26 protein-coding genes, 19 tRNA genes and 1 rRNA gene are annotated in these 26622 nt (G+C 37.7%); all 46 read right to left on the bottom strand.

Annotated elements, in window-relative coordinates; translation table 11 throughout:
• Positions 1-81: 81 nt before the first annotated feature.
• Positions 82-963 carry a hypothetical protein gene (locus FYJ75_RS12330; protein ID WP_154430726.1) on the bottom strand — a complete coding sequence of 294 codons (882 nt, stop codon included), beginning with the start codon at positions 961-963 and terminating at the stop codon, positions 82-84.
• A gap of 12 nt (positions 964-975) precedes the next feature.
• Positions 976-1389, bottom strand: a complete 414-nt coding sequence (locus tag FYJ75_RS12325) for a hypothetical protein (protein WP_195839020.1) — start codon at positions 1387-1389, stop codon at positions 976-978.
• A 148-nt stretch (positions 1390-1537) separates the two neighbouring features.
• Positions 1538-2173, bottom strand: coding sequence for a hypothetical protein (locus tag FYJ75_RS12320; RefSeq protein ID WP_154430725.1), 636 nt, complete (start codon positions 2171-2173; stop codon positions 1538-1540).
• Positions 2174-2988: 815 nt separating this feature from the next.
• Positions 2989-4317 carry a phage portal protein gene (locus FYJ75_RS12315; protein ID WP_154430724.1) on the bottom strand — a complete coding sequence of 443 codons (1329 nt, stop codon included), beginning with the start codon at positions 4315-4317 and terminating at the stop codon, positions 2989-2991.
• A 123-nt stretch (positions 4318-4440) separates the two neighbouring features.
• Entirely contained in the window at positions 4441-6027 is a 1587-nt protein-coding gene (locus FYJ75_RS12310) for a phage terminase large subunit family protein (protein WP_154430723.1), read from the bottom strand.
• Positions 6017-6436 (bottom strand): hypothetical protein, encoded by a 420-nt coding sequence (locus FYJ75_RS12305; RefSeq protein WP_154430722.1) that lies wholly within the window; start codon positions 6434-6436, stop codon positions 6017-6019. Before FYJ75_RS12305 ends, FYJ75_RS12310 begins: the two co-directional genes overlap by 11 nt.
• The gene (locus FYJ75_RS12300) at positions 6429-6575 is read right to left on the bottom strand and encodes a hypothetical protein (RefSeq protein WP_154430721.1); all 147 of its coding nucleotides are present in this window, start codon (positions 6573-6575) and stop codon (positions 6429-6431) included. Before FYJ75_RS12300 ends, FYJ75_RS12305 begins: the two co-directional genes overlap by 8 nt.
• A 77-nt stretch (positions 6576-6652) precedes the next feature.
• Entirely contained in the window at positions 6653-7918 is a 1266-nt protein-coding gene (locus FYJ75_RS12295; protein WP_154430720.1) for a hypothetical protein, read from the bottom strand.
• A gap of 18 nt (positions 7919-7936) precedes the next feature.
• Positions 7937-8110 (bottom strand): hypothetical protein, encoded by a 174-nt coding sequence (locus FYJ75_RS12290; protein WP_154430719.1) that lies wholly within the window; start codon positions 8108-8110, stop codon positions 7937-7939.
• Positions 8111-8512: 402 nt separating this feature from the next.
• Positions 8513-8677, bottom strand: a complete 165-nt coding sequence (locus tag FYJ75_RS12285; protein WP_154430718.1) for a hypothetical protein — start codon at positions 8675-8677, stop codon at positions 8513-8515.
• Between the two features lie 402 nt (positions 8678-9079).
• Complete coding sequence (locus FYJ75_RS12280; RefSeq protein ID WP_154430717.1) at positions 9080-9967, bottom strand: hypothetical protein; 888 nt, start codon at positions 9965-9967, stop codon at positions 9080-9082.
• A gap of 106 nt (positions 9968-10073) precedes the next feature.
• A complete protein-coding gene (locus FYJ75_RS14365; RefSeq protein ID WP_195839019.1) occupies positions 10074-10250 on the bottom strand; it encodes a helix-turn-helix domain-containing protein in 177 nt (58 codons plus the stop codon).
• A 13-nt stretch (positions 10251-10263) separates the two neighbouring features.
• The gene (locus tag FYJ75_RS14955) at positions 10264-10500 is read right to left on the bottom strand and encodes a helix-turn-helix domain-containing protein (RefSeq protein ID WP_154430716.1); all 237 of its coding nucleotides are present in this window, start codon (positions 10498-10500) and stop codon (positions 10264-10266) included.
• 66 nt (positions 10501-10566) lie between these two features.
• Complete coding sequence (locus FYJ75_RS12270) at positions 10567-11430, bottom strand: hypothetical protein (RefSeq protein ID WP_154430715.1); 864 nt, start codon at positions 11428-11430, stop codon at positions 10567-10569.
• 14 nt (positions 11431-11444) lie between these two features.
• On the bottom strand, positions 11445-11726 hold the full coding sequence (locus FYJ75_RS12265; protein ID WP_195839017.1) for a hypothetical protein: 282 nt from the start codon (positions 11724-11726) through the stop codon (positions 11445-11447).
• 46 nt (positions 11727-11772) lie between these two features.
• Positions 11773-12267 carry a capsid assembly scaffolding protein Gp46 family protein gene (locus FYJ75_RS12260; protein ID WP_154430713.1) on the bottom strand — a complete coding sequence of 165 codons (495 nt, stop codon included), beginning with the start codon at positions 12265-12267 and terminating at the stop codon, positions 11773-11775.
• A gap of 2112 nt (positions 12268-14379) precedes the next feature.
• Positions 14380-15504 carry an Ig-like domain-containing protein gene (locus FYJ75_RS12255; RefSeq protein ID WP_154430712.1) on the bottom strand — a complete coding sequence of 375 codons (1125 nt, stop codon included), beginning with the start codon at positions 15502-15504 and terminating at the stop codon, positions 14380-14382.
• Positions 15501-15644: a hypothetical protein gene (locus tag FYJ75_RS12250; protein WP_154430711.1), complete on the bottom strand. Its 144-nt coding sequence runs from the start codon at positions 15642-15644 to the stop codon at positions 15501-15503. Before FYJ75_RS12250 ends, FYJ75_RS12255 begins: the two co-directional genes overlap by 4 nt.
• A gap of 15 nt (positions 15645-15659) precedes the next feature.
• Positions 15660-16595: a tyrosine-type recombinase/integrase gene (locus FYJ75_RS12245; RefSeq protein ID WP_154430710.1), complete on the bottom strand. Its 936-nt coding sequence runs from the start codon at positions 16593-16595 to the stop codon at positions 15660-15662.
• A 95-nt stretch (positions 16596-16690) separates the two neighbouring features.
• A tRNA-Lys gene (locus tag FYJ75_RS12240) sits at positions 16691-16763 on the bottom strand.
• 6 nt (positions 16764-16769) lie between these two features.
• Positions 16770-16841, bottom strand: a tRNA-Gln gene (locus FYJ75_RS12235).
• 23 nt (positions 16842-16864) lie between these two features.
• A tRNA-His gene (locus tag FYJ75_RS12230) sits at positions 16865-16938 on the bottom strand.
• 6 nt (positions 16939-16944) lie between these two features.
• Positions 16945-17018, bottom strand: a tRNA-Arg gene (locus FYJ75_RS12225).
• A gap of 43 nt (positions 17019-17061) precedes the next feature.
• Positions 17062-17132 (bottom strand) — tRNA-Gly (locus tag FYJ75_RS12220).
• Between the two features lie 12 nt (positions 17133-17144).
• Positions 17145-17219, bottom strand: a tRNA-Pro gene (locus FYJ75_RS12215).
• Between the two features lie 64 nt (positions 17220-17283).
• Positions 17284-17356: transfer RNA gene (locus FYJ75_RS12210), tRNA-Lys, on the bottom strand.
• A 57-nt stretch (positions 17357-17413) separates the two neighbouring features.
• A tRNA-His gene (locus FYJ75_RS12205) sits at positions 17414-17487 on the bottom strand.
• Positions 17488-17494: 7 nt separating this feature from the next.
• Positions 17495-17568 (bottom strand) — tRNA-Arg (locus FYJ75_RS12200).
• Positions 17569-17598: 30 nt separating this feature from the next.
• Positions 17599-17669, bottom strand: a tRNA-Gly gene (locus FYJ75_RS12195).
• 19 nt (positions 17670-17688) lie between these two features.
• Positions 17689-17763, bottom strand: a tRNA-Pro gene (locus tag FYJ75_RS12190).
• 88 nt (positions 17764-17851) lie between these two features.
• Entirely contained in the window at positions 17852-18445 is a 594-nt protein-coding gene (locus FYJ75_RS12185; protein ID WP_154430709.1) for an XTP/dITP diphosphatase, read from the bottom strand.
• Position 18446: 1 nt separating this feature from the next.
• Positions 18447-19505: an N-acetylmuramoyl-L-alanine amidase family protein gene (locus FYJ75_RS12180; protein ID WP_154430708.1), complete on the bottom strand. Its 1059-nt coding sequence runs from the start codon at positions 19503-19505 to the stop codon at positions 18447-18449.
• A gap of 16 nt (positions 19506-19521) precedes the next feature.
• Positions 19522-21231: a lectin like domain-containing protein gene (locus FYJ75_RS12175; RefSeq protein ID WP_154430707.1), complete on the bottom strand. Its 1710-nt coding sequence runs from the start codon at positions 21229-21231 to the stop codon at positions 19522-19524.
• 15 nt (positions 21232-21246) lie between these two features.
• Positions 21247-22395, bottom strand: coding sequence for a THUMP domain-containing class I SAM-dependent RNA methyltransferase (locus tag FYJ75_RS12170; RefSeq protein WP_154430706.1), 1149 nt, complete (start codon positions 22393-22395; stop codon positions 21247-21249).
• Between the two features lie 60 nt (positions 22396-22455).
• The gene (locus FYJ75_RS12165) at positions 22456-22770 is read right to left on the bottom strand and encodes a rhodanese-like domain-containing protein (RefSeq protein ID WP_154430705.1); all 315 of its coding nucleotides are present in this window, start codon (positions 22768-22770) and stop codon (positions 22456-22458) included.
• 84 nt (positions 22771-22854) lie between these two features.
• Positions 22855-23031: a hypothetical protein gene (locus tag FYJ75_RS12160; RefSeq protein WP_154430704.1), complete on the bottom strand. Its 177-nt coding sequence runs from the start codon at positions 23029-23031 to the stop codon at positions 22855-22857.
• A gap of 283 nt (positions 23032-23314) precedes the next feature.
• Positions 23315-25354, bottom strand: a complete 2040-nt coding sequence (locus FYJ75_RS12155; protein WP_154430703.1) for a cyclic nucleotide-binding domain-containing protein — start codon at positions 25352-25354, stop codon at positions 23315-23317.
• Between the two features lie 156 nt (positions 25355-25510).
• A tRNA-Arg gene (locus tag FYJ75_RS12150) sits at positions 25511-25584 on the bottom strand.
• A gap of 31 nt (positions 25585-25615) precedes the next feature.
• Positions 25616-25699 (bottom strand) — tRNA-Leu (locus FYJ75_RS12145).
• 21 nt (positions 25700-25720) lie between these two features.
• Positions 25721-25793: transfer RNA gene (locus FYJ75_RS12140), tRNA-Val, on the bottom strand.
• Positions 25794-25873: 80 nt separating this feature from the next.
• Positions 25874-25947: transfer RNA gene (locus FYJ75_RS12135), tRNA-Asp, on the bottom strand.
• Between the two features lie 31 nt (positions 25948-25978).
• Positions 25979-26052 (bottom strand) — tRNA-Ile (locus FYJ75_RS12130).
• 9 nt (positions 26053-26061) lie between these two features.
• Positions 26062-26134: transfer RNA gene (locus FYJ75_RS12125), tRNA-Thr, on the bottom strand.
• Between the two features lie 41 nt (positions 26135-26175).
• Positions 26176-26247: transfer RNA gene (locus FYJ75_RS12120), tRNA-Glu, on the bottom strand.
• 22 nt (positions 26248-26269) lie between these two features.
• Positions 26270-26341 (bottom strand) — tRNA-Asn (locus FYJ75_RS12115).
• A 50-nt stretch (positions 26342-26391) separates the two neighbouring features.
• Positions 26392-26622: ribosomal RNA gene (locus FYJ75_RS12110) — 23S ribosomal RNA — on the bottom strand; the annotation flags it as partial.

Here is a 26622-nt window from a genome sequence, read left to right as displayed (position 1 = left end):
CTCACTTAACTTTTCCGATTCTATTACGCTTAACTATCTGCGCTATGTCGTTATAGTACACCATCAGATTTAGATTGTCAACTACAATTTTGTATATTTTACAAAAACGTCACATCCATAAGAATATACCCTTTTTCCTTTTGAAATGTTTATTGTAAATTTAGTATCATTATCAACCCAGCAATTTAGTGTTCTCTGTACAATATTGTCATTAGCACTTGTCACAGTTGATACCATATCACTAATGTCTATAGTATTACCAGTTATTACACGAGTATCACTTTTCCACAGTGGAGTCACTGAGACAATGGTTTCCGCAAATTTGTTTTGTTCTTTGTATGATGAGAAAATTATACTTGATGATGGTTGCGAACTTGAACCATTTATATGAAACACTTTAAGATAAATAGGCTTACCATCTACCCATGTTTCACCTGTGGCAATCTCAGTATCATAAGCATATGTAATTGCTGAACCACCACCAGAAGAACCACCACTAGCACCATCTTTACCATCCTTGCCATTAAGGATGTTGAAACTCTGTGTGCCATTAACGTCTGTAATAGCAACTGTATGTCCATTAGTTGTCTCAGTAACAGAAACAGTAGGAGATACACCATTAGTACCATTAGTACCTTTTTCGCCCTGTGCTCCTTTTTCTCCACGTGCGCCCTTTTCTCCACGTACATTGCCAAGATTATGAACTGTGCCATCAGTCAGCGTAATGATAAGTTCATAGTTGACCGATTTAATAGAAGAAATTCCAACACCTGCATCACCCTTGTCACCCTTTGTACCAGTGCCACCGCTAGGCAGATTAGCAAGTAACTGATCTGTTTCTTCCTTAGTATAGTAATTAGTAAGGTCTACTGTTCCACTAGGTAAATCAGTAACCTTATTATCTACATAAGATTTTAATTTGGTCGCAAGATATTTGCCACCATCTCTGTCTAAATATTCCATTGAAGCTCCTTTCTAAAACCATGAATCAATCTCTGAGTTAGGAATAGATGAAATATTACCGCCCACATTCTGTCTAGGTGGTTGAGCATTACCATCTGTATACATCAGAGAGAAACAAGAATACTCCTCATCTGGCTCTGGAATTGAAGCTATCTTATCTTTGATTTGTCCTATTCGTTGCTCTATATATTTATATGCAGCACCTACTGTTGTAAACTCTGTACTGATTGACTGCATGAGGTCGGTATCATTTGCAACCGCTTCAAATATGTCTATTACAGTAAGCAGTAACGGTTTCTGCATTGTTGATTTATCATATTCATCTGTTGGAGTTAATGAGTTCTCTGCAAGGAACTGAATGTATTGCTCATCAGAGAAATACTGTTGATTGGATAACTCCATCTTTAATCTATCTAATACTTGCATTGTTGTCTCCTTTCTTTATTATATGCAATAAAAAAGGATACGAAAAAAATTCGCATCCTCTTAGGGTTGTTGTGTATAATTTTAATTTTTATTTGCTTTTACTTTCGCAATTTATAATAAACTATCAATTTATATTTCTCCCTTATTTTTACTCTCGTTTATAATACCATTCAGAATATGTACCATCTTTATCTATATGAATAATAGTGTTTTTTCTTATTTCACCAAAGAAAGATATTGTATATCCAATAATAGGAAACTGGCTTGTCTCTCCATATTTAGTTCCTTCATACATTAAAATATCATAATAATACTCATTGCCATAACCTGTTCTATTATTACTTGATTGAGCATTTATAGATATTGGATTATCAAAAAGTATAATTTCATCTTCTGATTTTTGCTTTTCCAAATTTTGCTGAAAATGAGTATAAAATAATTCAAGAAAATCCAAAACAGGTACACTTAATTTAGGAACTGAGCATCTGTTTTCTGTCGATAATCTTTTCCTGTAATTTATAAGTAGATCGCAGTCACAGTATTCATATCCATATATTTTTTTAAATTCAGTCATCGTAATATTAGTAGCGACAATTTTTTTATCAACAGGAATCTTATTACTTATAATGAAGTTAATCCTATATATTTTATCCATATGTATAATATCAAAACAAGTATCTATAAAAAAATACTGCTTCTTTGATTTGATATACTCATCTAATATTTTAACAGAACCTTTATCAAATAAAGTGGCTTCAAATGTATCTTGTGGTCTAAGTTTCATTTGCTATCCCCCGATATATTTTTATTAAATTATACCATATATAGCAAGAACTGACCACTATTTTGTGGGAAGTGCATTGTGTGCATATCTGAATAGAATTTTCAAATTTCTGAAAAGGCTATTAGTCCATGATTGTCTAAACCGACTATATCGGTTTAAGGGTACACACTATCTGTGTAACGTCTACGATTTCGTGGTGGTTGTGGATGTACCTTGCAAATAAGGCTTCCGAAACTTTCGGAATCTAGCTTGCCGAATAATTCGGTTCTGCCAAATTTTGCTCTGTGGGGGAATTTTTGATTAGCTATTCGACCGCTTTAACACTAGGGGTAATTGGTATTTTTGCACAATATAGGCATTATAAACACTATAAATATATAGCATTTTGCACAATTTTACACTCATTTGATTGATAGTCAAGTGAATGTAATCCCATGAAATTTCGGTTTCTTCTGATTATATCCCCATCTGATACCCCATAATTCTACGGAAAAATGGGAAAATACCGTAGCACCCATTAAAACAGTGCCTAATAGTACAATATTAGATACTGTTTTTAATACCAGATGCGTCAAATATAAGCAAAATGCCTGATAAACTGTACGGATAAAGCCATTACCACCAGATATTGTGGTTGCCGAAATTTCCAAAACAAAATGTATGAATTTTATAAAATACATAAATGCGTCATAAATACAGCCGAATTTTCGGCTATGATATAAGCAAAATGCGTCAAATATAGTGTGTATATTACCTTTGAATTACCACATATAACCACCAAAAAAACTTCACTCCGTGAAACATCCGTGAAACATTTATTTAATTCCTACTTCTTTACTAGGATTATCAACCTTCTGTGAAACATTTTGTGAAACATTTTCACCACTCAACCTCTTCTTTTCAACCTCTACATCACTGACAATATCGCTCTTTTCCATAATTGTTTCCTTACTAATTGCTCCCATTTCCTGCAATGCCTTCAGATTAGCAATCATTTCAGTAGTAGCAACTGGCATAGACACATTATAGATAACATCAACGTCACTCTCTACACTTATGCCCTGCATACTCAGTATCTTCTTGAATCTCTCAAATCTCTCTCTGAATCCAATATTAAGCCACTTCTTAGTTTCATCTGCATTAACCTGAGCCATAGCATACAATATCTGCATAGCTACGGAACTAACATTAGCAATATTGGTACTAGAACCTAACACACTAGGAATACAACTAATATCATTGAGCATCTGTTTAAGGTTATCCAAATAAAGCTTAATCGTATTATAATCCATAGAAGCACTAACTACCTTATAGTCACCTGCATCCAAATTTAGTACATAGCCTACAGCCGTACTAGGAATTGAACTCTCTATTCTCTGTCCGATTGCTACATTCATAGGATTGAGTGAATTAACATAAATAGCATCACCCATCTTGCTCATAACGTCCTCTAACTCATCCATTATAGGTTTAATGTCCGTAAGCATACTCACACCATAATTATAGTCTTCATCACTGAAATTATGATAGTGGATAGGCAGACCAACAGACATAGTGGTAGATACTAAATGCTCATCTGCACCCTCATTACTCCAATGCTCAACGTATGTAGGATAATATACGTTCCAATAAGTGATACTAGAGAATACATCAGTCCATGTTTCAATGAAAGCAAGATACTCTCCCAACTCATCATATACAGGATAACTGCAAGCACTATCAAGCACCTTACTCTTAATCACTCCATTATCAATGTATACAACCTCATATGCGTCACCAAACTTATTTACTCTGTCAAGTATCTGATAGTCAACTGTCTCGTACTGACCAAGCCTATAAATATCATTGAATGTATTAACTGTATCATTATCATTTGAGCTTAATGAAACCTTCTTTCCAAGCAGAAATGTATCATGGAAACGTAGAACAGTTTTAGCATAATTCAATATAGTCTTACGTGTCTTTAATACCTTACCTTTGTAATAGCAATCTTCTCTGCTTAATACCTTGTGTCGTCCTGCAAGATAATCCATATTTGCTACAACACCTGCAATTCTAGCCACATGATTCTTCTGATTAACTTCTTCCATGAACCAAGTAGCAGAACCATCATACTGCTTATCTATATATTCTTGTATTGTCATAATTCTTCCTTTCTATTTACTGTTACAATAGGGAAAATAGACAATAAAAAAAGCTAGGCATATAAATCTATACCTAACATCATTAAAGTCCTAAATTCCCTATTCTGTTAATAATTATTACCTTTAGAATGGATACCAGAACCCACTCTTCATGCCCTGAATACAGAGCCAAAATGCTGACACTAAATCGTCGTGACAGCCAGTAACCGCATTAAATGAACCATTCTCTTCTGCAACAAATGTTTTCATTTCCTCTAAAAGATTATTGCTCATAATACGAACCATACCTTTATCAAACCATTCCCTTGAATCATTAACCGCAATGCTCTTTGTTTTGTTATTGGTATCGAATCCTACCTTCCATACGGCACGATTATATTCATCATAGGTCTTATATTTAACCATGTTCATATACTTATGCTCATATCTCAATCTCTCAATAACAGAATGACCGCCTGATGCTTTCTCGACACAAAGCAAAGCTTTATTATAGAAGCGTCCGACTGCATTACATATATCTGCATAGAGATATGGTTGTACCTTATTATTATGGAACTCCGCTACTTGCTCACCATCCTTATCCATTACAAACATAGTAGAATAGTCATGTTTACCTCCGAGTCCCTCCGATACATCTATCCCAATCGTGTATTTCATTCCTCTTTTTGGAACTGCATATATATCAAGTGATTTATTCTGCACATAAGTCCTAAGTATCTGTGGCAGACCAACTATCTTATCAACAGATAGTGGCTTAACCTTTTGTTCTACTAATGCCTGTTGTAGCTTAACTACTTTAGCATTGTCATATACAACTGCACTTCCTGTTGCCACAAAACTCTGTTCTGGTGTCGCAGGATATTCAACGTGGAAAGATTCTAAAGAAGATTCTGCAATTTTTCCTCTTCTCCACACGGCTTGTTCTGGTGTCATACCTAATTTAGCCAACTGTAATTCTTCCTCATCATAATCACACTCAGTGAGCATCTTGCCATTGTGACGAGCCTTATACAATCTGACTGCTTCATCATACTGTGGCTTGAAGAGTGCTCTTCCGTTTATAAAGTTAAAGAAAAATGGTTTCCAGTCATTCTCTCCATTCTTTGCTCCTAAAAAGAGTGACGAATACTCATTGTAGCCATTCGATGTTGACTCAATTATCACGGTTGCCGAACTTGTTACTGCCTGCATAATAGAGGTCAACTGTTCCTGCTGATTCTTATAAAAAGCAAACTCAGATAAATGAACTATGCCATTATAAGTAGAACCTCGTCCAATCGGACGATTACCACAAGTCATACATACGATACTAGAACCATTTTCAAATGTAAGTGCCTGTCTGTTATTAGTAAGCAAATTTGGTCTTAACCAATCTGGTAAAGAATAAAACTGTTGCTTTAATTTCTCGAACACGGCATTGGTACTTGTCTGTGTATGAGATATAAGCACACACGTTGTATTAGGATATATCACACTCTGTCTTATGGATAAGGCTAGAGTTATTGACGAGATTCCGCATTGTCTTGACTTGCTTATGATATTTTTATGAGCCAGATTCTCAACAAGATTTCTCTGCTCATCAGTCAAGATAAATGGAACTGTATGTGTCTCTTTATCCGTAATCTTAATAAAGGTTTCTATCCATGCAATCTTGTTTTCATCTTTCCATAGCCAATTTAATTTCTTGGCAGTATCTAAACTAATTGACATTGATATTCACCCCCATGAGCAACTTATCAATCTCATTTTCAGTATTCTTATCAACATTCATTTTATCAAGCATTTTATCCATCTCATCAACATACTTTGCACTGTTCACATCACCGCTTAATGCTTTCTTATTCATCTCTTGGTAACGCTTCATAAAGTTATAACGCTTCATATATTGTAGATAAACAATCATTGCCTTTTGAACATCATCTCTAATGAGCCAGTTCTGTTCTGCAAAATCCTCTGTTTTATTCTCTCCATTTTTACTTCTAAAGTTAGAATCAGTTTTACACAAATCATCCCAAGTAATTCTCTTGTTAGGGTCAGAGTAATACCAACAAAGATATGACGCAAGATAGTTAGGAACAACCTCTGTTAATGCTTGCATAATTGTCTTTTCCTTAGTCATGATATACCTCTCTTTCCTTAAGCATCAAGCAAATATCCTTTATATCTATTTGTGTCTTTGCATATGTCAACTGACGCTTTAAATCTTCAACCTCATCTTTTAATCTTTTGTTCTCTGCAATTAAATCTTTCTTTCTCATTTTATGTTCCTCACTTTCTATAATCTGACTCCACAGAATCGTGCCACAGAATCGTGGAGTAAACTAAAATAGGATGCCTATACAATAGACACCCTATCAAATAATCTGTTCAATTCTTCCTCATCTTCCGGAGATGTCGGTATCTCCATAAATCCATCAGTGTTTCCATTTTGGGAAACGTCATCCAATAAAAAATCCTTTAATTCATTATCAAGCACCGCTAAATCAAGTGACGTTCCATCATCAAAGTCCTCGTCAAAGTGTGTGAATAATAATTTCTCAATAGCCACTATATCAGTAGCATCTTCCCAAGCGTCATAAGTCATATGAACATTTCCATATTTATCTTTCCACTTCTTATTGAGTAATTCTCTACGACTAACTCTGCGAATAACATTTGTAACGGCTGTTGCAAGACCATCTTTATCACAGTCCTGATTGATTGTTTCTTCTATAGAAGTAATATGTATTGCTCTATAGTAGGATTGAATTTTATGATTTTCATCAATATTACAATTACCATGTGAATATTCTTCATCAATACGCACGTTGAGAATATCCCACACAGGAATATCATTCAAATCCTGATTCATAAAATCATCAAACTGTTCCTTAATCTCTGGCTTTCTATTTATACACATAAGCAGTTGCCTGCCTGCCATCTTCTGACTGAGATTGTAAGCATCATTGAGTTCATTACAATACTTCTCTTCAAGACAATGCACTGTATCATTCAACTCATTTGTGAATATATTTCCCATGCGACCACGTTTATTCATCTTGTAATAGAACTCATATCCATCTATGTACTCGACTAAATTTTTCTTAGCCATGACCTCTAAAGCTTTTAAGAATATATCCTTTGTATGCTTTCTAATCATTCCCATGTACTCACGAAATAATCTCGGCTTGGAGATATGATACTCAGCACAAAATGCTTGTAACTCTTCATCTGAGCCAAACTGTTCAACATATATATCCCTATCCATTAAGTCAAGACCTGCACTGCCACAGAACCAATGAGTTAATGTCATATCATTATCTATATTGATGTCGTTTGCAATACGAAGAAGATAATCAATCATAGGTGTAATATTCTTATTATTATTGCTACCACCATTATTACTTTTACTTGGTTCAACTGGTTCTCTTAATTGCTTTGTAAAGATATAGGATTTCTTCTCCTTGTGGGTTTTCTTATTTATAGGATGATACCATTCAAAGCAACTCTCAATCTCTTTGATTTGTGCTTTCTTAGAATTACCACCTGAATATTTTTTCCATCCAACGATTTCGCAAATCTGCGAATATGTATATTCTTTATTTAATATAATTTGCTTCATTTAATAATCTCCTTCAAGTTAATATTTCATTTTGTTTTCGTTATTAAGCCAACGAGTAAATAATGGATTGCTCTCGTCTTTATCAAACTCCCAAACCCATTTACCTCTACTGAAATAAATATCTAATGGCTTTAATCCATTCTCATAATAAAAACCTGCTTGTACTGGATTGATAATTTTTACTGTCTTCATTCTTTAATCTCCTTTTTGTGCTTTGTTTTACATATTTATTAGTTCGTGCTGACGCACTCACTCTTGTCGCATTTTGATTTTCCATTTTCGTCCATTCAGAAAGTACATATCTATTATTATCTTCTAATATGTGTGTTCTGAATGGACGATTTTGGAAAGTTGTAGGTACGAGTGGCATACGCCTGTGTTGTTTTCTTCACTTGGTTTCCATTAAGAAATGTGTTTCAAAATGTAAGTTAAGATATGATAAAACTGGACACGCAAGTGGACAGTTAATGAATATGTATCTTCCAAGTGAAAAATTGCAAACTTCTCTTTCTTACTTCAAGGAACGGATGCCCGACAGGGCAGACGATTATTCCTTTAAGTGATAAAGATAAATTTGATTCAATTTTGAGCCACTTATATATTCTCCAAAATTCCGTCTTCATTCTTGAAAACGAATACACTGCGTTTTCCATCTGGATCAGTTTTATCTGGCTTAATATCCACAAGCGTATAACCCATCTTCAATAAAGCTCTCGATTTCTTCGCTGTGAAGATTATCACTGTATCTTTTTCTTTCATGAATCTTATTCTCCTTTCTGTATCTTGCAAAAATATTTGCAAACTCTCTGTTGTTTAAGTCCTTTGTCATTTCATAAAAATATTCATTCATCTTTCTGTGTCCTTTCTTTTTGGAGGATTAGGTAGCCCATAATGGACTACCTATAAAATATTAACTATGCAAAAAATTTAAGGAGTATTATGGAAAATACTCTACCTAAATAGGTAGCTAATTCATCTGCTCAGTAATAGAGTCAATAGCTCTTTCTATATTATTCTCCACTTTGAATAAGAATACTGAGCGTTGCTTGTTCTTCTTATCTGCCTTGACGTGAGTTATTCTGTACCCACGACGAAGCAATTCATTGGCTACATATCCACTGAATATATAGCACTCTGTTTTATGTTCATTTGAATAATTCATTACATCACCTGTTCTGATACTGCTACTGCATATTTACTTGTCATGGCATAAGAAAAAGGATTATCACAAATAGTCTTAATACTACTTGGAAATCCTTGTATGTTTACAATGTTGTCTTTGTATATGCCATTACGATAGAACTCGGCTTCTGGTAGCTTAATTTCTATGTCAGTGTTCCACCATAAGATTTCATTTACTGCTTCAAGGTCTATGTCAGTGCATAACTTTTTATCTTCTACCCAAATCTTGCTACGACCTTTTACTAAGCCTAGCTCTCTTTTAAATTTGTTAAAATCTTCCTTTGTATGACTGCGCTCAAACTCTAATAATTCTGGCAGATCAAGTACCTCATTTATCCAATACTCATGTATGCCAACCCATCTCTTATCTGTGTAAAAGCCAGCATCGCTTGAATCAATCGCTATGAGCAACATCATTAGTTCATCTGTTAATTTTGTCTTTGGTAAATCATATAAAGACCATAGAAGTAGTACAGTTGATAGATTATACTTCTTGCAGTATTTCTCTCTGTAAATGTTCTGTACTCTGTTTAAATTGATTGCTTGTGAATTTATTTCTTCGTGATATGTAAACTGTGTAAGATGATTGTCGAAACATTTTCCCTCTGCTTTTGCAAAGTCTACACCAATCTGCTCATTATCTGTATCAGCAATTTTATAATAGCAGTCAAGTTTCTGCTTATCTTTTTCATGCACTTTATTATCATTGAATATAAATGCACTTTCAATATTCCAACCTTTAATATGTTGTAGTATGGCACATGATAAAAGTGAATCCAAATCGTCAGTTAAAGTAAGACCATATTTATCTGTACCATCAATCCATTCGTTTCCTGTTAATAATTTCTGTCTATATTCTTCCTTCACTCTTTAATCCATAGTGAGATAATCCGCTACGAATTAAGATGAAGGTGAAATAATTACATAACAAATTATCTCACCTTCCTTTCTCGACCTATAGTCGCTTATTTGTTTATTTGTTATTTGTTTCATAAAATTCCATGACCTTGTTATATAGGTCTGGATATAAATTGATTTGTTCTTTTTCCCAACGACAGATAGTTGACTTATTACATTCCGCAAATGACGCAACTACTTGTTGAGAAATCTCTTTGTATCTTCGCCATATGCGAAACTCTTTTCCTGTCATTGTGTTGCACCTTCTATTCTTTTTGTTTCTTTTTCCTAGAGGTCTGATTACATCGTGGTTCATGTGGCAGTGGCTTACCAGTACCATAGACACAGTTCAGATAAGCTTCATATGTTTCCTCGCTTGGTACTTCTTTATTCTGTTCAATATAAATGATGTACCTCTTAGATACATTGCACCAATCAGCCACTTGCACTAATGTCTTGCCCGACCTCATTCTTAATCTTTGTAATACAGTTCCGTCTAACATTTGTCTTGTCCTTCCTTAAAAGGGCAGTGTCATTTAAGACACCACCCCCACTAAGTCAAATTATTTTTACGCTTTAGCACGAACAACAACGATTCCTGATTCGTCAATCACACCGATTGCATAAGCATCTGAGCAGTAGATTGTATTAAGTCTCTTAGAAGCGTCACGAGCAACCTCAGAGAATGGAGTCTCTTTTGGAATAATTCCAAGAGCATCAGTTTTGATGATAAGCATTACTGGTTTGCTAGACTCTACACATCTGTCAGAGAGGTATACGTTGATTCCAAGGAATGAACCAATGCAATCGTTTCTTACGATACCATTACCTGCCTGTGCAGTTGTTGATGTACTCTTAACGAATAAATCCATGCCGTAGAATGATTTAGCAAATGCAGAGTGTGCTACGATACCTGCTCCTGCGAAGTCCTCGACATTTCTGTCGTCACCAAACAGACCAAGAGCGTCAAGTAACTCATCCTGTGTAATCACACCGCTTGTAGCTACAGTTGCTCTGAATGGAGCTTTAAGTGCTTCTGTGATACAATCGGCATCCATTTTTCTTGCGATGGCTGTGGACTGATTTTTCGAAGCGTTCTCAATAGAGTTACCCATCTCAACCTCATTGTCGAAATCATAGATTTCATATGCAGGTGCTGCGATTGCTTTGATTGTAAATGTCTTTGTCTTTGTCTTGAGATTTGTTGCTGACATAGCAGTACCAGGAGTCCAGTCAGTTGCGTCTGAATCATATACGATTGAAGGTACAGTAAGTGTCTCGCCTGGCTTACCCATTAAGTCACCAAGTACCTTTGCCATGTTTGCTACGTGGCACTTTCCTGCAATCTTTTCCTGTACAAGTGCTGAGTACACTTCTGGAATAATCATGTTTTTATTTACTGCGCTAGTTGTTGTATTGTTAATTGTTGCCATATACATTCACCTTATTAACCTTTCATGTTTTGCTTAATTTCTGTTACATCGTTCTTAATAGTGTCCAAATCAGATTTGTATGAGTGTAAAACTTCTACAAATTCTGAATTAGTGTTGGTCAACTGTTCATTGACCGCCTGTGCTTTGCCAAGATACTCATATAACTTATCCTCTCGCTCTTTGTTCTGATCTTGCTGACTCATCCAGATCTTCCAGATGAACCAACCCAAGAAAAGAACACACACGATAGGAAAGCCAAGCGTACTTATGGCAGTTTGGATTGTGTTTACATCCATTCGTCAGTCCTTTCCGCACAATAAAAAAAGAACTGCTTAACAGTTCCTATTTACTAAGTGCTTTATAAAGTTCATTGTTCTCCTGAAAAAGTTTTGCTCTTTCAGAGTAAGACATTTTGGCGAAATCGGCTTTGGTGATTCCTTTGTTGGTAGCGTGATTGCCACTGGGATTTGATACCTGTCCGAGAAAGTAGTTGCCGAGTGCGTCACCTACCTTATCAATCGAGCCATCAATATCCTCACCAATATTAAGATACTGAGCCAGTTCGCTAGGAAGTCCTTTAGCTTTAAGTTTGTCGGCAATCGTCATTGCTCTTTCCTTATTGGCTAGTTCCTTTTCTTTTGCTTCAAGGTTAGCAATACGCTGTTCTAAAGCAAGTTCAGAATCAGATTTCTGCTTTGGCTTGTACTGTGCTAATTCATCATTGACAGTTTTAAGTTCCGAACTGTACTTTGTTCTGACCTTATCTGTTTCCGACTGTACAAGTTTTGTTACTGCTTCAATCTGTTCCTGTGTTAATCCTTCAATATTAAGTTCCATTAGATTTCTCCTTCCTGTGTTGCTCTATCATGCCCTCATTGAGTTCATGTTTACGCCCCACAATACATTGTGTGTTTGTTATATATGTAAATCAAATCCGAAAGGTTCGGACTTGAATCTACGCAACTTTGTTTCATCAAAAAAGGAACATACCGAAGTATGCTCCTAAAATATTTCAATATTCTATTTACTATACATAATAAGAAAAATGGACATAGTGCCTGTAACCCTAGTAAAATCAAGGGTTGTAGGGCTTTTATAAAACTCGACAAATTGAGGTTTCTTCTATATACATTTAAGAAAAACATATTTTTTGTAAAAATGTACCAAAAAACTATTGATATATAATGATTTTGAAGATTTTCTATTTGTTCTTAATTTTCGTTTTCTCTTTCTACATTTAAGGAAATCGAATTTTTTACAAAAATGTGTCAGAAACCATTATAAATTAAGGGTTTTAACAATTCTCTAAAAAGTAACATTTTGCTTTTCTTCTTTCTACATTTAAGAGAATCGAATTTTTTGTGAAAAGTACCTTGAAAGCATTATAAATTAAGGACTTTCGAACTTGCTTGCTTCGAACATTTTTGTGTTTCTCATTCACATTGATTTCCATATATGATATATGCGAAGCCAAAAACAGGATTTTACCCTTATAATTTATAGGAGATATAAGGATTTCTATTTGTGGTAATGTCCATTTCTAAATCAAACACTGTATTCCATATATGATATATACATACACAAAAATACAATTTTACCCTTATAATTTATAGGAGATATAAGGATTTTAAAACGTCTAGTATATGATTTGGCTTAGTCTTACTCTTTCTCCTCATAAGGGGGCATTTACTTAAGCTCTAAAACCATTGATACTGCTATGTTTTCTGTATGTCAAAATAATTATGTCTGCACGAAAATAGTCCATTTTGGATGCGAATTTTTCTTCCCTCCATATAACACCCATTGTAATGACCTCGGAATGCCTTATTTTACAAGGGTTTATGGAATTTAATTCGGTAATAATCGTGCAGTTTTTCTTCCCTCCATATTACACCCATTAAGTCAAACGCTAAAAGCATTGAAAAACCTAAGAAAATCAATGATTCTGAGAGAGTTACTAAGTAATAATCGTGCAATAATTACACCATTTTTTGTGCATGATATGTTCCCTCCATATTACGGACGTTGTTAAAATCGCTGGAAGCCTTGATTTTACTGACTTTTTGTTAATTATTCATAAAGTTACTAAGTAAAATTTGTGCATGATATGTTGTTCCCATATAGCCACAAATGAAAGTCCATATTGAATGGACTATCCATATAATCGTAGTCCATTGAGAGTGGACGAATCAACTGGTGGGACATAAGCTAAATTCAGAAAAATTACCCTCTCCTATGTAACTTTAAAATATGCAGTAGAGCTAGAGTTGTAATTAGCTATCAATTTCGCATTTTTGTGATTTTTTGTAACTACCCTCTCCTATGTAAAATAAATTTGGTCACGAAATTCGTTGTCTGAGATTTACTCGATTTGCGAATTTTATAATAAAAAATGTCAAGGTGGATTATACTCCCCCATAGTAAAATAAATTTCGCCCTCACATCAGGAGCGAAATAAGCCCTCAATTTCGCATTTTGCCTGTTTTTTTGTAATTTTGAAGCCGAGCCATATTAAAATAAATCAATGTTTTTATTTTTGCTCGTCCCCCTTAGTCCGTTTTCTCATTTTTTGGAAATCGCTGAAACGCTTATATAGCAAGGGTTTTGGGGAATTGATGTAACGCAAGCCTAAAATTTTATGCAAAACTTATCTTCCTACCATAATAAGAAAAACGGACGTGGTTGTTGTAAACCTAGTTAAATCAAGGCTTTCAAGATTTTTCTGAATCAAGATTTACACTTACTATACATTTAAGAAAATCAAATTTTTTTTAAAAAGTACCCGAAACCTCTTATAAATCAATGGTTTTCAAGACTTACTTGCTTCGAACATTTATGCGTTTCTCTTCTATACATTTAAGGGGAACGAAATTTAGTTCCAATATCCCCATAATCACCTGATATATAAGGCAAAAATGGGGATTTCTATTTCGCTACAAAATTTAGTTTCTACTCAGTTATTTCCAAATCCTTACTTGCCGTTACACCATTGACTGTAACCTTGACAGTGAGTGTCTGTCCAATGTAATTATAATCAGAACCAAGTTTAATCTTCTTGCCATTAACAGTAGTTCCTGCTTTCCATGTAACAAATGTATTATCTGTATATTCAGTTCCGTCAATAAAACAAGTCCATGTAAAGTCAGCAGTTGTCATATCTGCAACAACTGTTTCTGTAATATCCTGTCCGTCTTTATCAGCAAACAGACAAGTAAGTGTCTTATAATAGCCACCAACTTTAATAGTATCAGATGATGATGTAATACTAAGTGTATATGTCGATGCTGATGTATTAGCAATAGTCATGGTTGTTGTACAGGTAGCACCACCGCATGAAGCGACAATATCAACTGAACCCTCTTTGAGCATAGTCATAAGACCATTCTCGTCAACTGTAGCAATCTCAACATTAGAAGATTCATATGATATATGTGGATTCTTTACAACATTCCCATTGTTTGTCACGGAATAAGTCAACTGATATGTGTTGCTCTCCTTCATATCTAATGTGGTAGCACCTGTATATGTGATTTTATAATAATCGTCTTGTGGCTTAACTGTCTGCTTCAGATTGAAATATACAATACGTCCGTCAATGAACCTATTTCCTACTTTATAATAATTGCCAAAGGCTTGTAAGACATCATTGACTGCAACGGCTGATGTTATATTATTCAACTGAGCATAGATAGTTACGTCACCATTAATATAGTTCAATACTGAACCATTTTGTATATTAAAAGTTTCCTTATCAATTGCAACTGGAATTTCATTTCCTGCAAGCGTAACAATCTCATTACACTGTTTTGCTATGGCTGAATAGAAATATCCACTCTCATCTGCATCTTGATTGATTACAATATACTGTTTACCATTCAAAGTAAATGTAGTTCCGTAGTCAATCTTAGAGGTTTGCTTATAATATAATCTCACTTTACCCTCTGGCGATACGCTTCGATTGTTTCTACGGAAGAACACATCATACTTTGTTCCATTAAAGTAATCAATTACAGATACATTCTCACGTTGCACTGTCTTGTCAAACTGACGCTCTGTAATGTTCTGTATATTCATTTGCTCTCCTTTCTTAATAATTCATCATCAAACCATTTCAAGTTACCATTCTTATCTAATGGCAGTTCCATCTTTGAGCCATCATCAAATTTAATCACCTGTGTTACTCTTCCGTTATCTGCATCGATCCATTTCTTCATAGTACTATTCTCCTTCTACATCCTAATCTGTGATTCTTTCTTTTTCATGTTGTCTAGTGGATTGAATTTTTCAAAATCCATTTGTAAGTCTTGCCCGAACATTTGCAGATATTCATTTGTCACGGCTATATTACTGTGACCAAGTATGGTTTTAAGTCTCATAATATCTCCATGATTGAGCAACCATAGACGTGAGAACGAATGACGGAAAGCATGAATTGAGGTAACATTGACACCACGTTTAATATTGTAGCGATATACCAATGTCTGCCATGTTCTGTTACTTGCCTGTCCACCATAGTTATTGCAGAAAAGAAAATCATCAGGATCTCCACCACGTACAACTAAATACTCTTGTAGGATTTCCGCTAGGCTTGCGCTTAGTGGGATAATCTGCTGTTTGCGGTTCTTTGTCTTACGCAAGGTAATTAGTCCGTCATTAAAGTTTAAATCCTTAATATGGACGTTTAGAGCCGTACTGAGACGATTTCCTGTGGCTATCATATAATTCTCAAATACCCATGTCTTGTATTCTGTAAAAGAACAAGTATTTGTGTTTGGCTTAACCAATAGCTTCTCTAAGTCCTCGTCTGAATAGATTTCCTTGATAGCTTTTTGAGCTTTTGGCAAATGGATTTTAAATGTAGCCATGTAATTACATTCCATACAGTAATATAGGAACGCTCTCACTGACCGTAAATAAGATACAACGGACACGTCATTAACATGATGTTCTGTCTTAAGCATATCAGTAAATCCATCGACTGTATCAATAGTTACTGAAACGATATTACCGCCATTACAATAATCAATGAACGGTTTGATTTTAGTATTGTAGGATTGGATTGTTGCATCAGATAAGTTTTTAACTCTACACTTACGAATAAATAAATCATAAGCGTCTGCAACTTTAAGAACTTTTTGATGATTCATTTGAATCTGTTGTGACATATAACAACCTCGCTTTCTGTGTGCTTAACCTACACTTTCTTAGCGAAATAGTTATACGCAATAAAATCAGTATCAAGTAGTATGAATACTGAGAATGAGACATCGGGGATTCGAACCCCGGACAACTTGATTAAAAGTCAAGTGCTCTACCAACTGAGCTAATATCCCATATAACAGGGCTAGTTGGATTCGAACCAACGAATGCAGGAATCAAAATCCTGTGCCTTACCGCTTGGCGATAGCCCTACGTGTTGTCATTCTGACAACAGGGTGGATACAGGGATTCGAACCCTGGGCCTCCAGAGCCACAATCTGGCGCGCTAACCAACTGCGCTATACCCACCATACATGTGCCCAAAGGGATTCGAACCCCCGACCCACGGCTTAGAAGGCCGTTGCTCTATCCAGCTGAGCTATGGACACATAATGCATATTTGTGATATTACCTGTTTTTGGGTAATATCAAAGCGGGTGATGGGAATCGAACCCACGTATCCAGCTTGGAAGGCTGGTGTTCTACCATTGAACTACACCCGCATGTTTGTTAAGTCGGGGTGACAGGATTCGAACCTGCGACCTCCTGGTCCCAAACCAGGCGCTCTAGCCAAGCTGAGCCACACCCCGAAGGATTATTTGATTGCTATATGAATTATCCGTGGTTCGAATCTACCACATAATAATTCTTAAATGAGACATCGGGGATTCGAACCCCGGACAACTTGATTAAAAGTCAAGTGCTCTACCAACTGAGCTAATATCCCATATTCCAACATTGGCTTCGCCATTATCGGATTGTTGTCTTCATTCGAAAACAACAGGGTGGATACAGGGATTCGAACCCTGGGCCTCCAGAGCCACAATCTGGCGCGCTAACCAACTGCGCTATACCCACCATATAATGTGCCCAAAGGGATTCGAACCCCCGACCCACGGCTTAGAAGGCCGTTGCTCTATCCAGCTGAGCTATGGACACACATGGATACTGTCAAAATGACAATATCAGAGCGGGTGATGGGAATCGAACCCACGTATCCAGCTTGGAAGGCTGGTGTTCTACCATTGAACTACACCCGCATATATATAAGTTGTTGAATCGGGGTGACAGGATTCGAACCTGCGACCTCCTGGTCCCAAACCAGGCGCTCTAGCCAAGCTGAGCCACACCCCGGAGTCGTTGTCTGCTTTGTGTCACACCCGTGACGCAAGTAGTATTATATGACATAGAAACACCGATGTCAACAACTTTTTTGATTTTTTTACAGTTTTTCCAATAACAGATCTCTCATCGCACGCAAAGCTTTTCCTCTGTGGCTGATCGCGTTTTTCTGTTCTCTTGTCAGAGCTGCGGAAGAACATCCATATTCATCCAGATAAAAGATTGGATCATAACCAAATCCATTCTCCCCTTCCGGTTTATTGCCAATGTAACCTTCCATAGTCTGTCTTGTGACCAACACTTCTTTATCCGGAAGCACCGCAGCGATCGCACATACAAACCGTGCTGTGCGCTTTTCTTTTGGTACGCCCTGAAGACGATCTAAAAGTGCCTGATTCTTGATTGTATAGGAAGTATCTTCTCCCATATAGCGCGCAGAATATACGCCCGGTTCTTTGTTCAGATAATCAATTTCCAGTCCGGAATCATCTGCAAGAACGATTGCATCGGTATAGTTTGCGATCGCCTGGGCCTTAATTCTTGCATTATCTTCAAACGTCTCTCCGTCTTCCACAATATCCACCTGGATTCCAGCTTCTTTCATAGACTGGATCTTAACGTCCATATCTGCCATAATCTCACGTATTTCACGCATTTTATCCTGATTGCCTGTAGCAAAAATAATTTTTGTCATTTTAATATCCTTCCTCAAATGCCTGTTTGATTGCCTCATAAATGCCTTCTGCGGCTTTTGCCTGATACTCCTGGGAATTCAATTTTGCCAGTTCGTCCGCGTTCGTCATAAAGCCAACTTCCACCAAAGCGACCGGAACTTCGCTTGACCGGATAATATAGATATCATCGCCAGGAAGCAGACCGATGCTTGTACTTTCAAAAGCGGATGAAACATAATCCAGACAAATCTGTGCAAGACGCTGGCTGGAGAGTTCCGAATCATCACTTTCACTGTAAAGAACCTGTGTGCCATTCATGCCTGTCATCTTTCCACTTGCAGACGAATTATTGTGAACACTGATAAACAGGTCCGCTTTGGCTTTATTTGCAAGCTGGACACGTTTTTCCAGAGAAGGATCGCTGTCATCGGTTCTCGTATAGTAAACACCAATATTATCCTCTGTATCGGCATCGAGGATCTTTTTCAGTTCCAATACGATTGCCAGGTCGATATCTTTCTCATAGATTCCCTGTTTTACTGCACCAACGGCCTTCGCGCCATGTCCTGCATCAATGACAACAACCTTATCATAGATCTCATGTGGATCAATAAAATTAACATAAAGATATCCGGAATCCACCGTATCCTGCAGTTCGCATACCTGATCGAGTTCCATCATGATAACACCGTCCCCATTCTCTTTGTAATATGAGATCCCTGCGATGTGATCACTGCTTCCACTCATACTGTAATCTGCGAAATAATCATCCACTCCGTTTGGAAAACGGATATATATCGTCTGATCGAGGTAATCATTCTCAAAAGAAATATCCTGCTCTGTCAGTCCTTGTGGCAATTCAATTTTTAATTGTGCAGACATACTGTTATCTGCTTCTACGACCTTTTCCGGGTCCTGACGTTTTATCGTAATGTGTTCGTTCGCTCTTGCTGTCTCCCTTGCCTCACGCGCTGCCACTGCATAGGTATGCAGCTTTGGGAAAAACGGAAACGTAACACAGACAAGTATGGTCAGGATTCCAAGAAATACAGTCACTGCTTTTAATACTTTTTTATCCATACTCTGTCAAAATCATCTATCTGTCATCTGAATATGCTTTGATACACAGATTACAGTTCTGCTTTGTTTTTACATTGGTAAACTGGGCACCATTGTAACTGATATACCCTTCTCCATCGTCCAGATCCACTGTTGCCAGTGAAGGATCTCCGGTGTCGTATTCGATTGCCATCGGATGCTCGGATTCCGGTGTTTTCACATATACGACCACCGCATAACGCTCACCTTTTGACACCTCAAACGGTGTATCAAAATCTATTGTGTAATACCCTGCCTGATCGAGTGTTCCGGACGCAACCTCCTGCATATTTACAAAAGAAGATTCATCCGTAAAATTCGGAACCATATAAACTTTATATTCCGTATCGGAACCTGTCGCATAAAATCCGGCGGCACGGACAGATTCATCTCCATTTGCCGAATAAACATTTGCTCCAAAAATCTGGTCTTTTTCATATCCCAGCTGACCTACCCATCCGCAGAGATCACTCTGGTAAATATGATCATAATTATCTGTATCTTCTACTTTGGTATATACCACGTTGTGCGTACCAATATTGGTATCATAATATGATACATAGAAAAATCCGTTGTCACCAAAATTGGTTCCCCAGCTGTTCTGACAGATAAATGCGCCATCCCCTTCCAGCGGCACAGCAAAATTATCCTTGGAATAGTTATCATCCCATCCAACGATCACAACATCATGGTTTGGTTTTTCCGTACCAATATAACAGTAGGAGTTGGTATCACGATTGTAAAAGCTGGATTTGCTCTGGGAACTTTTCAGCGTACTGTATAAAGAGGTCTGAACACCTCCATATTTGAAAACTGCAGCCTTGATGGCTTCATAATCCTTACCATCAATGATCTGCATCTCCTGAACATGTTTCACCGGCTGCAGCGATGCATCGGAATAGTCATCCCCATATGGATCGTCCGCTTCGTAAACCGGTCCCTGCCATGCTGCAAGATACGCCATACCCATGGTATATTCTCCACCATCATACTGGTTAACATTGAAAGAATTGCTCATCGTCATATGATCCACGGAAAAACTTGTCTTTTCTTCCGGTAATAATGAAGATTCCAGCGCACTGATCGCAGCAAATCCCCAACAGGTTCCATAAGTTCCCTGGTTACGTACATCCGAAACCCGGGATTTTGTGCGCAGATCATATTTGGCCGGTGTAATGCTTGCACTCTCTGATGAATCCACGGTTGTCAATGTATTCGATGCAATATCATAACTGCAGTTATATCCAAGAAGATCGGAAAGATCATTTAAACTGATATAATAATCATCTTGATCTTTTACCAGCGTCGATGATACATCTACCACTTCTCCATTTACATTCGCCTTCAACTGATCTAGATCAAAAGTTACAGAAAGGTTATGCTTCTCAACTAAAAGCTGGCTGTCATTATACATGTGAGAACTGCAATTCAATGCATCTCTGAGCATCTTTACCGGAACCATAATATTACGGTTTACATCCATATAAAAATTATGATTTACACTGTCATATTCTTTGTTATCGATTACAAGCTTTAACTGTCCGCTGTTTACGTCATTTGCAACAAGTTCATTCCAGACTTTTGTATCGAGATTCCCGCCACGGAATACGCCAACCTCTGCATAATCCTTTCCGAATGTATTAAATTTGAACAAAAAGACGATTACCAGAACAATCGTAAATGCAATATATCTTTTTGAATATTTCATATGTTCCCTCTGATTTTACTGTTTGCGTTTTGGAGGCTTTGGCCCCATAAACTGATAGAAATATGTCTTCAGCATACCATTATAGATCTTGCGGTTCTTGTCCGCTTTTCTTCCAATATAACGTTCTGCCTCCTCATAGCTTGTGATCATATATAATGACCAGGAATCCAGCGCGTTATATACTTCCCCGATCTGTGTGTACAATTCTGGAAGATCCGCTTTATCCTCCAGTCTCTCTCCATATGGCGGATTGGTGATGATAAATCCATATTTCTTTGGGTGATGCAGCTCTGCCACCGGTCTCTGCTGAAAATGGATCAGCTGCTCAACACCGGCACGTTTCGCATTTTCCCGTGCTGCCTTTACAACATCGCCATCCAGATCATATCCCTGGATATCGGTTTCAATGTCGGTATCGATCATATCCTGCGCCTCTTCTACCGTATCATACCAAAGCTGTTTTGGTATAAGGTTTGTCCAGTTCTCTGCTGTAAATGAACGGTTCATTCCCGGTGCGATATTCGCTGCAATCATTGCAGCTTCGATCGGAAACGTTCCACTTCCACAGAAAGGATCAACCAGAATGCGATCCTTATGCCATGGTGTAAGCATAATCAGCGCTGCAGCAAGAGTCTCCGTAAGCGGTGCTTTACTCGTCAGCAGACGATACCCTCTCTTATGCAGAGAATCCCCGGAAGTGTCCAAAGTGACCATGACCTCATCCTTCAAAAGAAAAATGCGCACCGGATAAGATGCTCCTGTCTCTTCAAACCAGTTCACATCATAATACTGTTTCAATCTCTCAACCATTGCCTTTTTCGCAATCGACTGAATATCAGACGGACTGAACAGTTTACTTTTAATGGAAGACGCCTTGGTCACCCAGAACTTTCCGTCCTTTGGAATATAGTTCTCCCATGGAAGTGCTTTGATGCCTTCAAACAGTTCGTCAAATGTTGTTGCATGAAATCTTCCAACCTGAAGCAATACACGCTCTGCTGTTCTTAAAAATATATTTGCCCGGCAGATTGCCTCTTCATCACCTTCAAATGTGATACGACCATCCTCTACGCGGACGATCTCATATCCAAGATCATAAATTTCTCTTTTTGTAACTGCTTCCAGTCCAAAATGACATGGAACAACCAATTCGTATGTTTTCATATATATCTCTTTCTATTTGTTCTTCTAGTATTTTTGATATATATATTGTTACACAGAATGCTAATTTTTGAAATAGTTTTCTTGGATTTTTTTTATTGCTTCGTACCCTCCGATCACGGTATACACACGATATCCTTTTCTTCCCAGTTTTCTGGCCGCCTGCATGCTGGTTCCTCCATGATCACAGTAAAGGATCAGTGTTCTGCGATATGGCAGATTGCGCCCCCAGCTGTCCGTTTCCTCATAAGGATAGACAATCGCCCCTGTCCAGTGCCCTTTGTAATATTCTTCTCTGCTCCGAATGTCGATCACAAGTGCATTTTCCTCTCTTTGTGTGTTCATCAGATCTTTTGCATAAAGAGTTTCAAAAGTCATAGCGCCCTCACAAAAAAACAGACTATAAAGACATGCTTTATAATCTGTTTTTTTGTATTATATGCAGTTTTGTAAAATTAGAAGCTAGTCCTCATACTGGTCAGAAACTTTTTTGTTCTGAGAAGAACTATTCTTTCCGGAACGATTCTCAACCTTATTCTGGTTCTGATTGTAGCTGTTCTGTTCTGATTCGCTCTTGTCGAAACTGTTCTGATTTCTGTTTGTACTATTTGTGCTGTTTGTGTTCTTATTTCTAGCCATTTTATTTACCTCCTGAATTCGCGTTTCCATCAAACCCTTGTCTGGAAACGGTTCTGTTGATTAACTGCAGAAATAGTATTTGAAAATCTTCATAAAATATTCATGAATTAAGCATTGCAATTTTATTTTTGTTCCGTTATAATTAGTCACTAGAAAAGACATATGTCTTTTCTATGTTATACCCCTTATTAATTATTTATACTCCCCTCAAAAAAGACCCAATCCCTTGGGTCTTTTTTTCTTGCTCAATATGTAACAAAAACAGTTATTGTCGTATGAATATTTATAATTCAAAATAACTTAAATATTCATCCATTTCCGGTAATAACTCTCCACCAGACTTCTCATACTTGGCAAACGCATTCTGAACTTTCTTTACTTCACGGTCGTTTAAGATCTCGAATTTACCAATCATATCCCGATACATTGGACTTTCCTTCAGCTTATTCCTGATATTCTTTGAGAACGGGCAATAGCGGAATACAATATCACGGGCTACTTTGTTCAAGCGCACACTTCCCTGGGATTCATATTTAATCCATGCCACATAATCAGCAACAAATACTTCCCGGAAATTGTTTTTCGCTTTTACAATTGATCCCTTGATCTTCTCTCTTGCTTCCGCTGTCAGACTATGGTTTTTCCGATAAAACTGCAGATAATCACAATATTCTGCGGTAAGTGAATTCTCACGGATATCATTCCAACGCATTCCCTGAATTCTACGGCACATCTCCCAACGGAAACGCCCGCAGCATTCCAGAATCATATCCTCGACGCTTCCGGTATTAAATATTGGAAGCATAAATCTTGCCGGGAATTCTCCTCTTGCTCCTGCAGCCTCCTGCCACATCATGGCCTTACATCCACAGTTTGGCATAAGGATAACATCCGGGAAAAGTTCATACTTCACTTCCTGTTTTGGCAGATTGTGTGCCGGATCCGCCACATACATAGAACGATAAAAGCAGGAATAATCAATGTCCGTCACATGTTTCAATGCTTCATCGATCTTTGCCACGGTGGTCAGAAGCGTTGTGACCGAAGTTGTCAGATCTTCTTTTCTTAAAATTGGACAATATGTTGCATAACGTCCGTATGTTGCACGGTTTGTGCTCTGGAACATATTGCGGATCTCAAATTTGACTTTCTCTTCCAGATCATCCGACAATGCTGCAAGCTCTTCTTTTCGGATGTTTCCGCTCTTCATCTGATCTCTCAGATACTGATTGTAATCCATGTCGAATTCATTTCTGGAAGGCTCTTTTCTTCCTTCATATACTGCAAGCAGCCACTCATAAATTGTATAAACATGGTTGGAATTGCACAGCTGTAAATGCTCGGTAAGACCATATAATGCATCTGCGTTCTCTGCTCCAGCCAGTTTTACATCCATAAATCCAAAATTCAGAAACATCTGAATAATCTCATCTAATGGTTTCCCCTCTTCCGCTGCGCGGAAAAATACCTTCTCATATATCTGGAAGAAAATCGCTGTCAGTTCTCTTCTTAAACGACGTACATCATCATCCGTCGAATAAATATCTGGGAGATTCCGAAACTCTGCAATCTTTTCCCGTATGAGTTCAATATCTTTTTCATTTTGTCTGGCATACCGAAGGATTGTCTGCAGACAATCAACTCCCTGTTCCTCTTCCTCTGCATTCACTGTCTGTTCCTGAATTTCCGGTTCCGTAACGTTCTCCTCACAAGCATTAGTTTCAGCCTGTGCTTTCTCCACAGTTCCCTCTCCAAATACCTCTTCCAGACTGCATTCTGCGTTATCGAGCATCTCATTAATTCCATCAATCACTCTCGACATGAAATCAGATGCTCTGAGAATCTCACCAATACACAGATTATTGTCTTTTCCATACATCTCAGATAATAAATTCGTATCTTTCTCCTGTAGAGATTTGTAATAAAGAACCTCCCACACTTCGATATCTTCCGTTGGGGTTTTACCATGCTTCCTCAACCATGCAGCCAACGTCAGATAACGTTCGATCAATTGCATGCATTCTACAATTGCGCTATGGAAAAATGCAAATGCATATTCCTGATTTTCTTCAAAGATCTGCTTAAAATCGTCAATGCTCTGAAATGGATATGCCACAATAATCGAATCTTCCTCGGCATAATAATCACAATTATATGCCATACCTGAGCATTCCAGTAAACCGATAATACTGCCATTTGGTACTAAAAAACGATCATGTGCAGATTCCATTCTCATAGATCCACTGACAACAATGTGTATCTGTTTCATCTCATCTCCACAATGAATCAGGTAATCTCCTTTTTGAAGTTTCATTGTTTCCATCGTCCCTTATCCCCCTAATTAATTTTCAATTATTGTGGCTATATTGTCTATTATAATACGATACTTCCAAACAGGAAAGCCGAATTATTTATTTTGAATCCACGAACTCTTTTTATCATAAACTAAAAAATCCCTCATAATTACTTATGAGGGAAACGTGCGTGAGAAGATTCGAACTCCCGACACCTTGGTCCGTAGCCAAGTGCTCTATCCAGCTGAGCTACACGCACATCTTAAATTATGTAATCAATCAGATTACAATGCCGGCGACCGGAATCGAACCGGTACTGTGTCACCACAACAGGATTTTAAGTCCTGCGCGTCTGCCAGTTCCGCCACGCCGGCATATGCAGTAACCACTGCAAATGGGACCTACAGGGCTCGAACCTGTGACCCTCTGCTTGTAAGGCAGATGCTCTCCCAGCTGAGCTAAGATCCCATAAATAACATATAGTGAGTGTTACGAATGATACATCTGGGTCATGACATATTTATAATGTCATTATTCAACTCACTAAGCGACCCAAGCGGGACTCGAACCCGCGACCTCCGCCGTGACAGGGCGGCGCTCTAACCAACTGAGCCATTAGGCCATATTCCATATAACAGCTTTTGTATAACTAGTGGACCATCGGGGACTCGAACCCAGGACCGACCGGTTATGAGCCGGTTGCTCTAACCAACTGAGCTAATGGTCCATAAATATAAGCCGATGATCGGACTCGAACCGATAACCTGCTGATTACAAATCAGCTGCTCTGCCAATTGAGCCACATCGGCATATGTAACTATTTGCTCAGAAAACCTGCTCAAAAAGCTAGTGACTCCAACGGGAATCGAACCCGTGTTACCGCCGTGAAAGGGCGATGTCTTAACCGCTTGACCATGGAGCCATATCTTTCTTTCGAAAGAAAACTCCCCGAGTAGGGCTCGAACCTACAACAACTCGGTTAACAGCCGAGTGCTCTACCATTGAGCTATCGAGGAATATTTCAGAAGGTTATACCTTCAAAACTTCATACAGATCATCCGTCTTATTGGTCAAGCCCTCGACCTATTAGTAACAGTCAGCTCCATGTGTTGCCACACTTCCACCTCTGCCCTATCTACCTTGTAGTCTTCAAGGGGTCTTACTTCCTCTTGGGAAGGGATATCTCATCTTGAGGGGGGCTTCACGCTTAGATGCCTTCAGCGTTTATCCCTTCCGGACTTGGCTACTCTGCCATGCCGTTGGTCGACAACAGATACACCAGTGGTCCGTCCATCCC

It is taken from the genome of Roseburia porci (assembly GCF_009695765.1).
Taxonomy (GTDB): Bacteria; Bacillota; Clostridia; order Lachnospirales; family Lachnospiraceae; genus Roseburia; species Roseburia porci.
The sequence above is the reverse complement of the archived record's forward strand: the minus strand, read 5'-3'. Positions and strand labels throughout refer to the sequence as shown.

What these genes read in the sequence shown, in the direction of transcription:
- FYJ75_RS12305 (WP_154430722.1), bottom strand. Translation starts at nt 6,436, where the DNA reads ATGACTAAGGAAAAGACAATTATGCAAGCATTAACAGAGGTTGTTCCT.
- FYJ75_RS12180 (WP_154430708.1), bottom strand. Translation starts at nt 19,505, where the DNA reads ATGGATAAAAAAGTATTAAAAGCAGTGACTGTATTTCTTGGAATCCTG.
- FYJ75_RS12245 (WP_154430710.1), bottom strand. Translation starts at nt 16,595, where the DNA reads ATGTCACAACAGATTCAAATGAATCATCAAAAAGTTCTTAAAGTTGCA.
- FYJ75_RS12320 (WP_154430725.1), bottom strand. Translation starts at nt 2,173, where the DNA reads ATGAAACTTAGACCACAAGATACATTTGAAGCCACTTTATTTGATAAA.
- FYJ75_RS12315 (WP_154430724.1), bottom strand. Translation starts at nt 4,317, where the DNA reads ATGACAATACAAGAATATATAGATAAGCAGTATGATGGTTCTGCTACT.
- FYJ75_RS12325 (WP_195839020.1), bottom strand. Translation starts at nt 1,389, where the DNA reads ATGCAAGTATTAGATAGATTAAAGATGGAGTTATCCAATCAACAGTAT.
- FYJ75_RS12250 (WP_154430711.1), bottom strand. Translation starts at nt 15,644, where the DNA reads ATGAAGAAATGGATCGATGCAGATAACGGAAGAGTAACACAGGTGATT.
- FYJ75_RS12270 (WP_154430715.1), bottom strand. Translation starts at nt 11,430, where the DNA reads ATGGCAACAATTAACAATACAACAACTAGCGCAGTAAATAAAAACATG.
- FYJ75_RS12260 (WP_154430713.1), bottom strand. Translation starts at nt 12,267, where the DNA reads ATGGAACTTAATATTGAAGGATTAACACAGGAACAGATTGAAGCAGTA.
- FYJ75_RS12170 (WP_154430706.1), bottom strand. Translation starts at nt 22,395, where the DNA reads ATGAAAACATACGAATTGGTTGTTCCATGTCATTTTGGACTGGAAGCA.
- FYJ75_RS12310 (WP_154430723.1), bottom strand. Translation starts at nt 6,027, where the DNA reads ATGTCAATTAGTTTAGATACTGCCAAGAAATTAAATTGGCTATGGAAA.
- FYJ75_RS12295 (WP_154430720.1), bottom strand. Translation starts at nt 7,918, where the DNA reads ATGAAGCAAATTATATTAAATAAAGAATATACATATTCGCAGATTTGC.
- FYJ75_RS12300 (WP_154430721.1), bottom strand. Translation starts at nt 6,575, where the DNA reads ATGAGAAAGAAAGATTTAATTGCAGAGAACAAAAGATTAAAAGATGAG.
- FYJ75_RS12185 (WP_154430709.1), bottom strand. Translation starts at nt 18,445, where the DNA reads ATGACAAAAATTATTTTTGCTACAGGCAATCAGGATAAAATGCGTGAA.
- FYJ75_RS12285 (WP_154430718.1), bottom strand. Translation starts at nt 8,677, where the DNA reads ATGAAAGAAAAAGATACAGTGATAATCTTCACAGCGAAGAAATCGAGA.
- FYJ75_RS14955 (WP_154430716.1), bottom strand. Translation starts at nt 10,500, where the DNA reads ATGTTAGACGGAACTGTATTACAAAGATTAAGAATGAGGTCGGGCAAG.
- FYJ75_RS12160 (WP_154430704.1), bottom strand. Translation starts at nt 23,031, where the DNA reads ATGGCTAGAAATAAGAACACAAACAGCACAAATAGTACAAACAGAAAT.
- FYJ75_RS12330 (WP_154430726.1), bottom strand. Translation starts at nt 963, where the DNA reads ATGGAATATTTAGACAGAGATGGTGGCAAATATCTTGCGACCAAATTA.
- FYJ75_RS12155 (WP_154430703.1), bottom strand. Translation starts at nt 25,354, where the DNA reads ATGGAAACAATGAAACTTCAAAAAGGAGATTACCTGATTCATTGTGGA.
- FYJ75_RS14365 (WP_195839019.1), bottom strand. Translation starts at nt 10,250, where the DNA reads ATGACAGGAAAAGAGTTTCGCATATGGCGAAGATACAAAGAGATTTCT.
- FYJ75_RS12265 (WP_195839017.1), bottom strand. Translation starts at nt 11,726, where the DNA reads ATGGATGTAAACACAATCCAAACTGCCATAAGTACGCTTGGCTTTCCT.
- FYJ75_RS12290 (WP_154430719.1), bottom strand. Translation starts at nt 8,110, where the DNA reads ATGAAGACAGTAAAAATTATCAATCCAGTACAAGCAGGTTTTTATTAT.
- FYJ75_RS12165 (WP_154430705.1), bottom strand. Translation starts at nt 22,770, where the DNA reads ATGACTTTTGAAACTCTTTATGCAAAAGATCTGATGAACACACAAAGA.
- FYJ75_RS12175 (WP_154430707.1), bottom strand. Translation starts at nt 21,231, where the DNA reads ATGAAATATTCAAAAAGATATATTGCATTTACGATTGTTCTGGTAATC.
- FYJ75_RS12255 (WP_154430712.1), bottom strand. Translation starts at nt 15,504, where the DNA reads ATGAATATACAGAACATTACAGAGCGTCAGTTTGACAAGACAGTGCAA.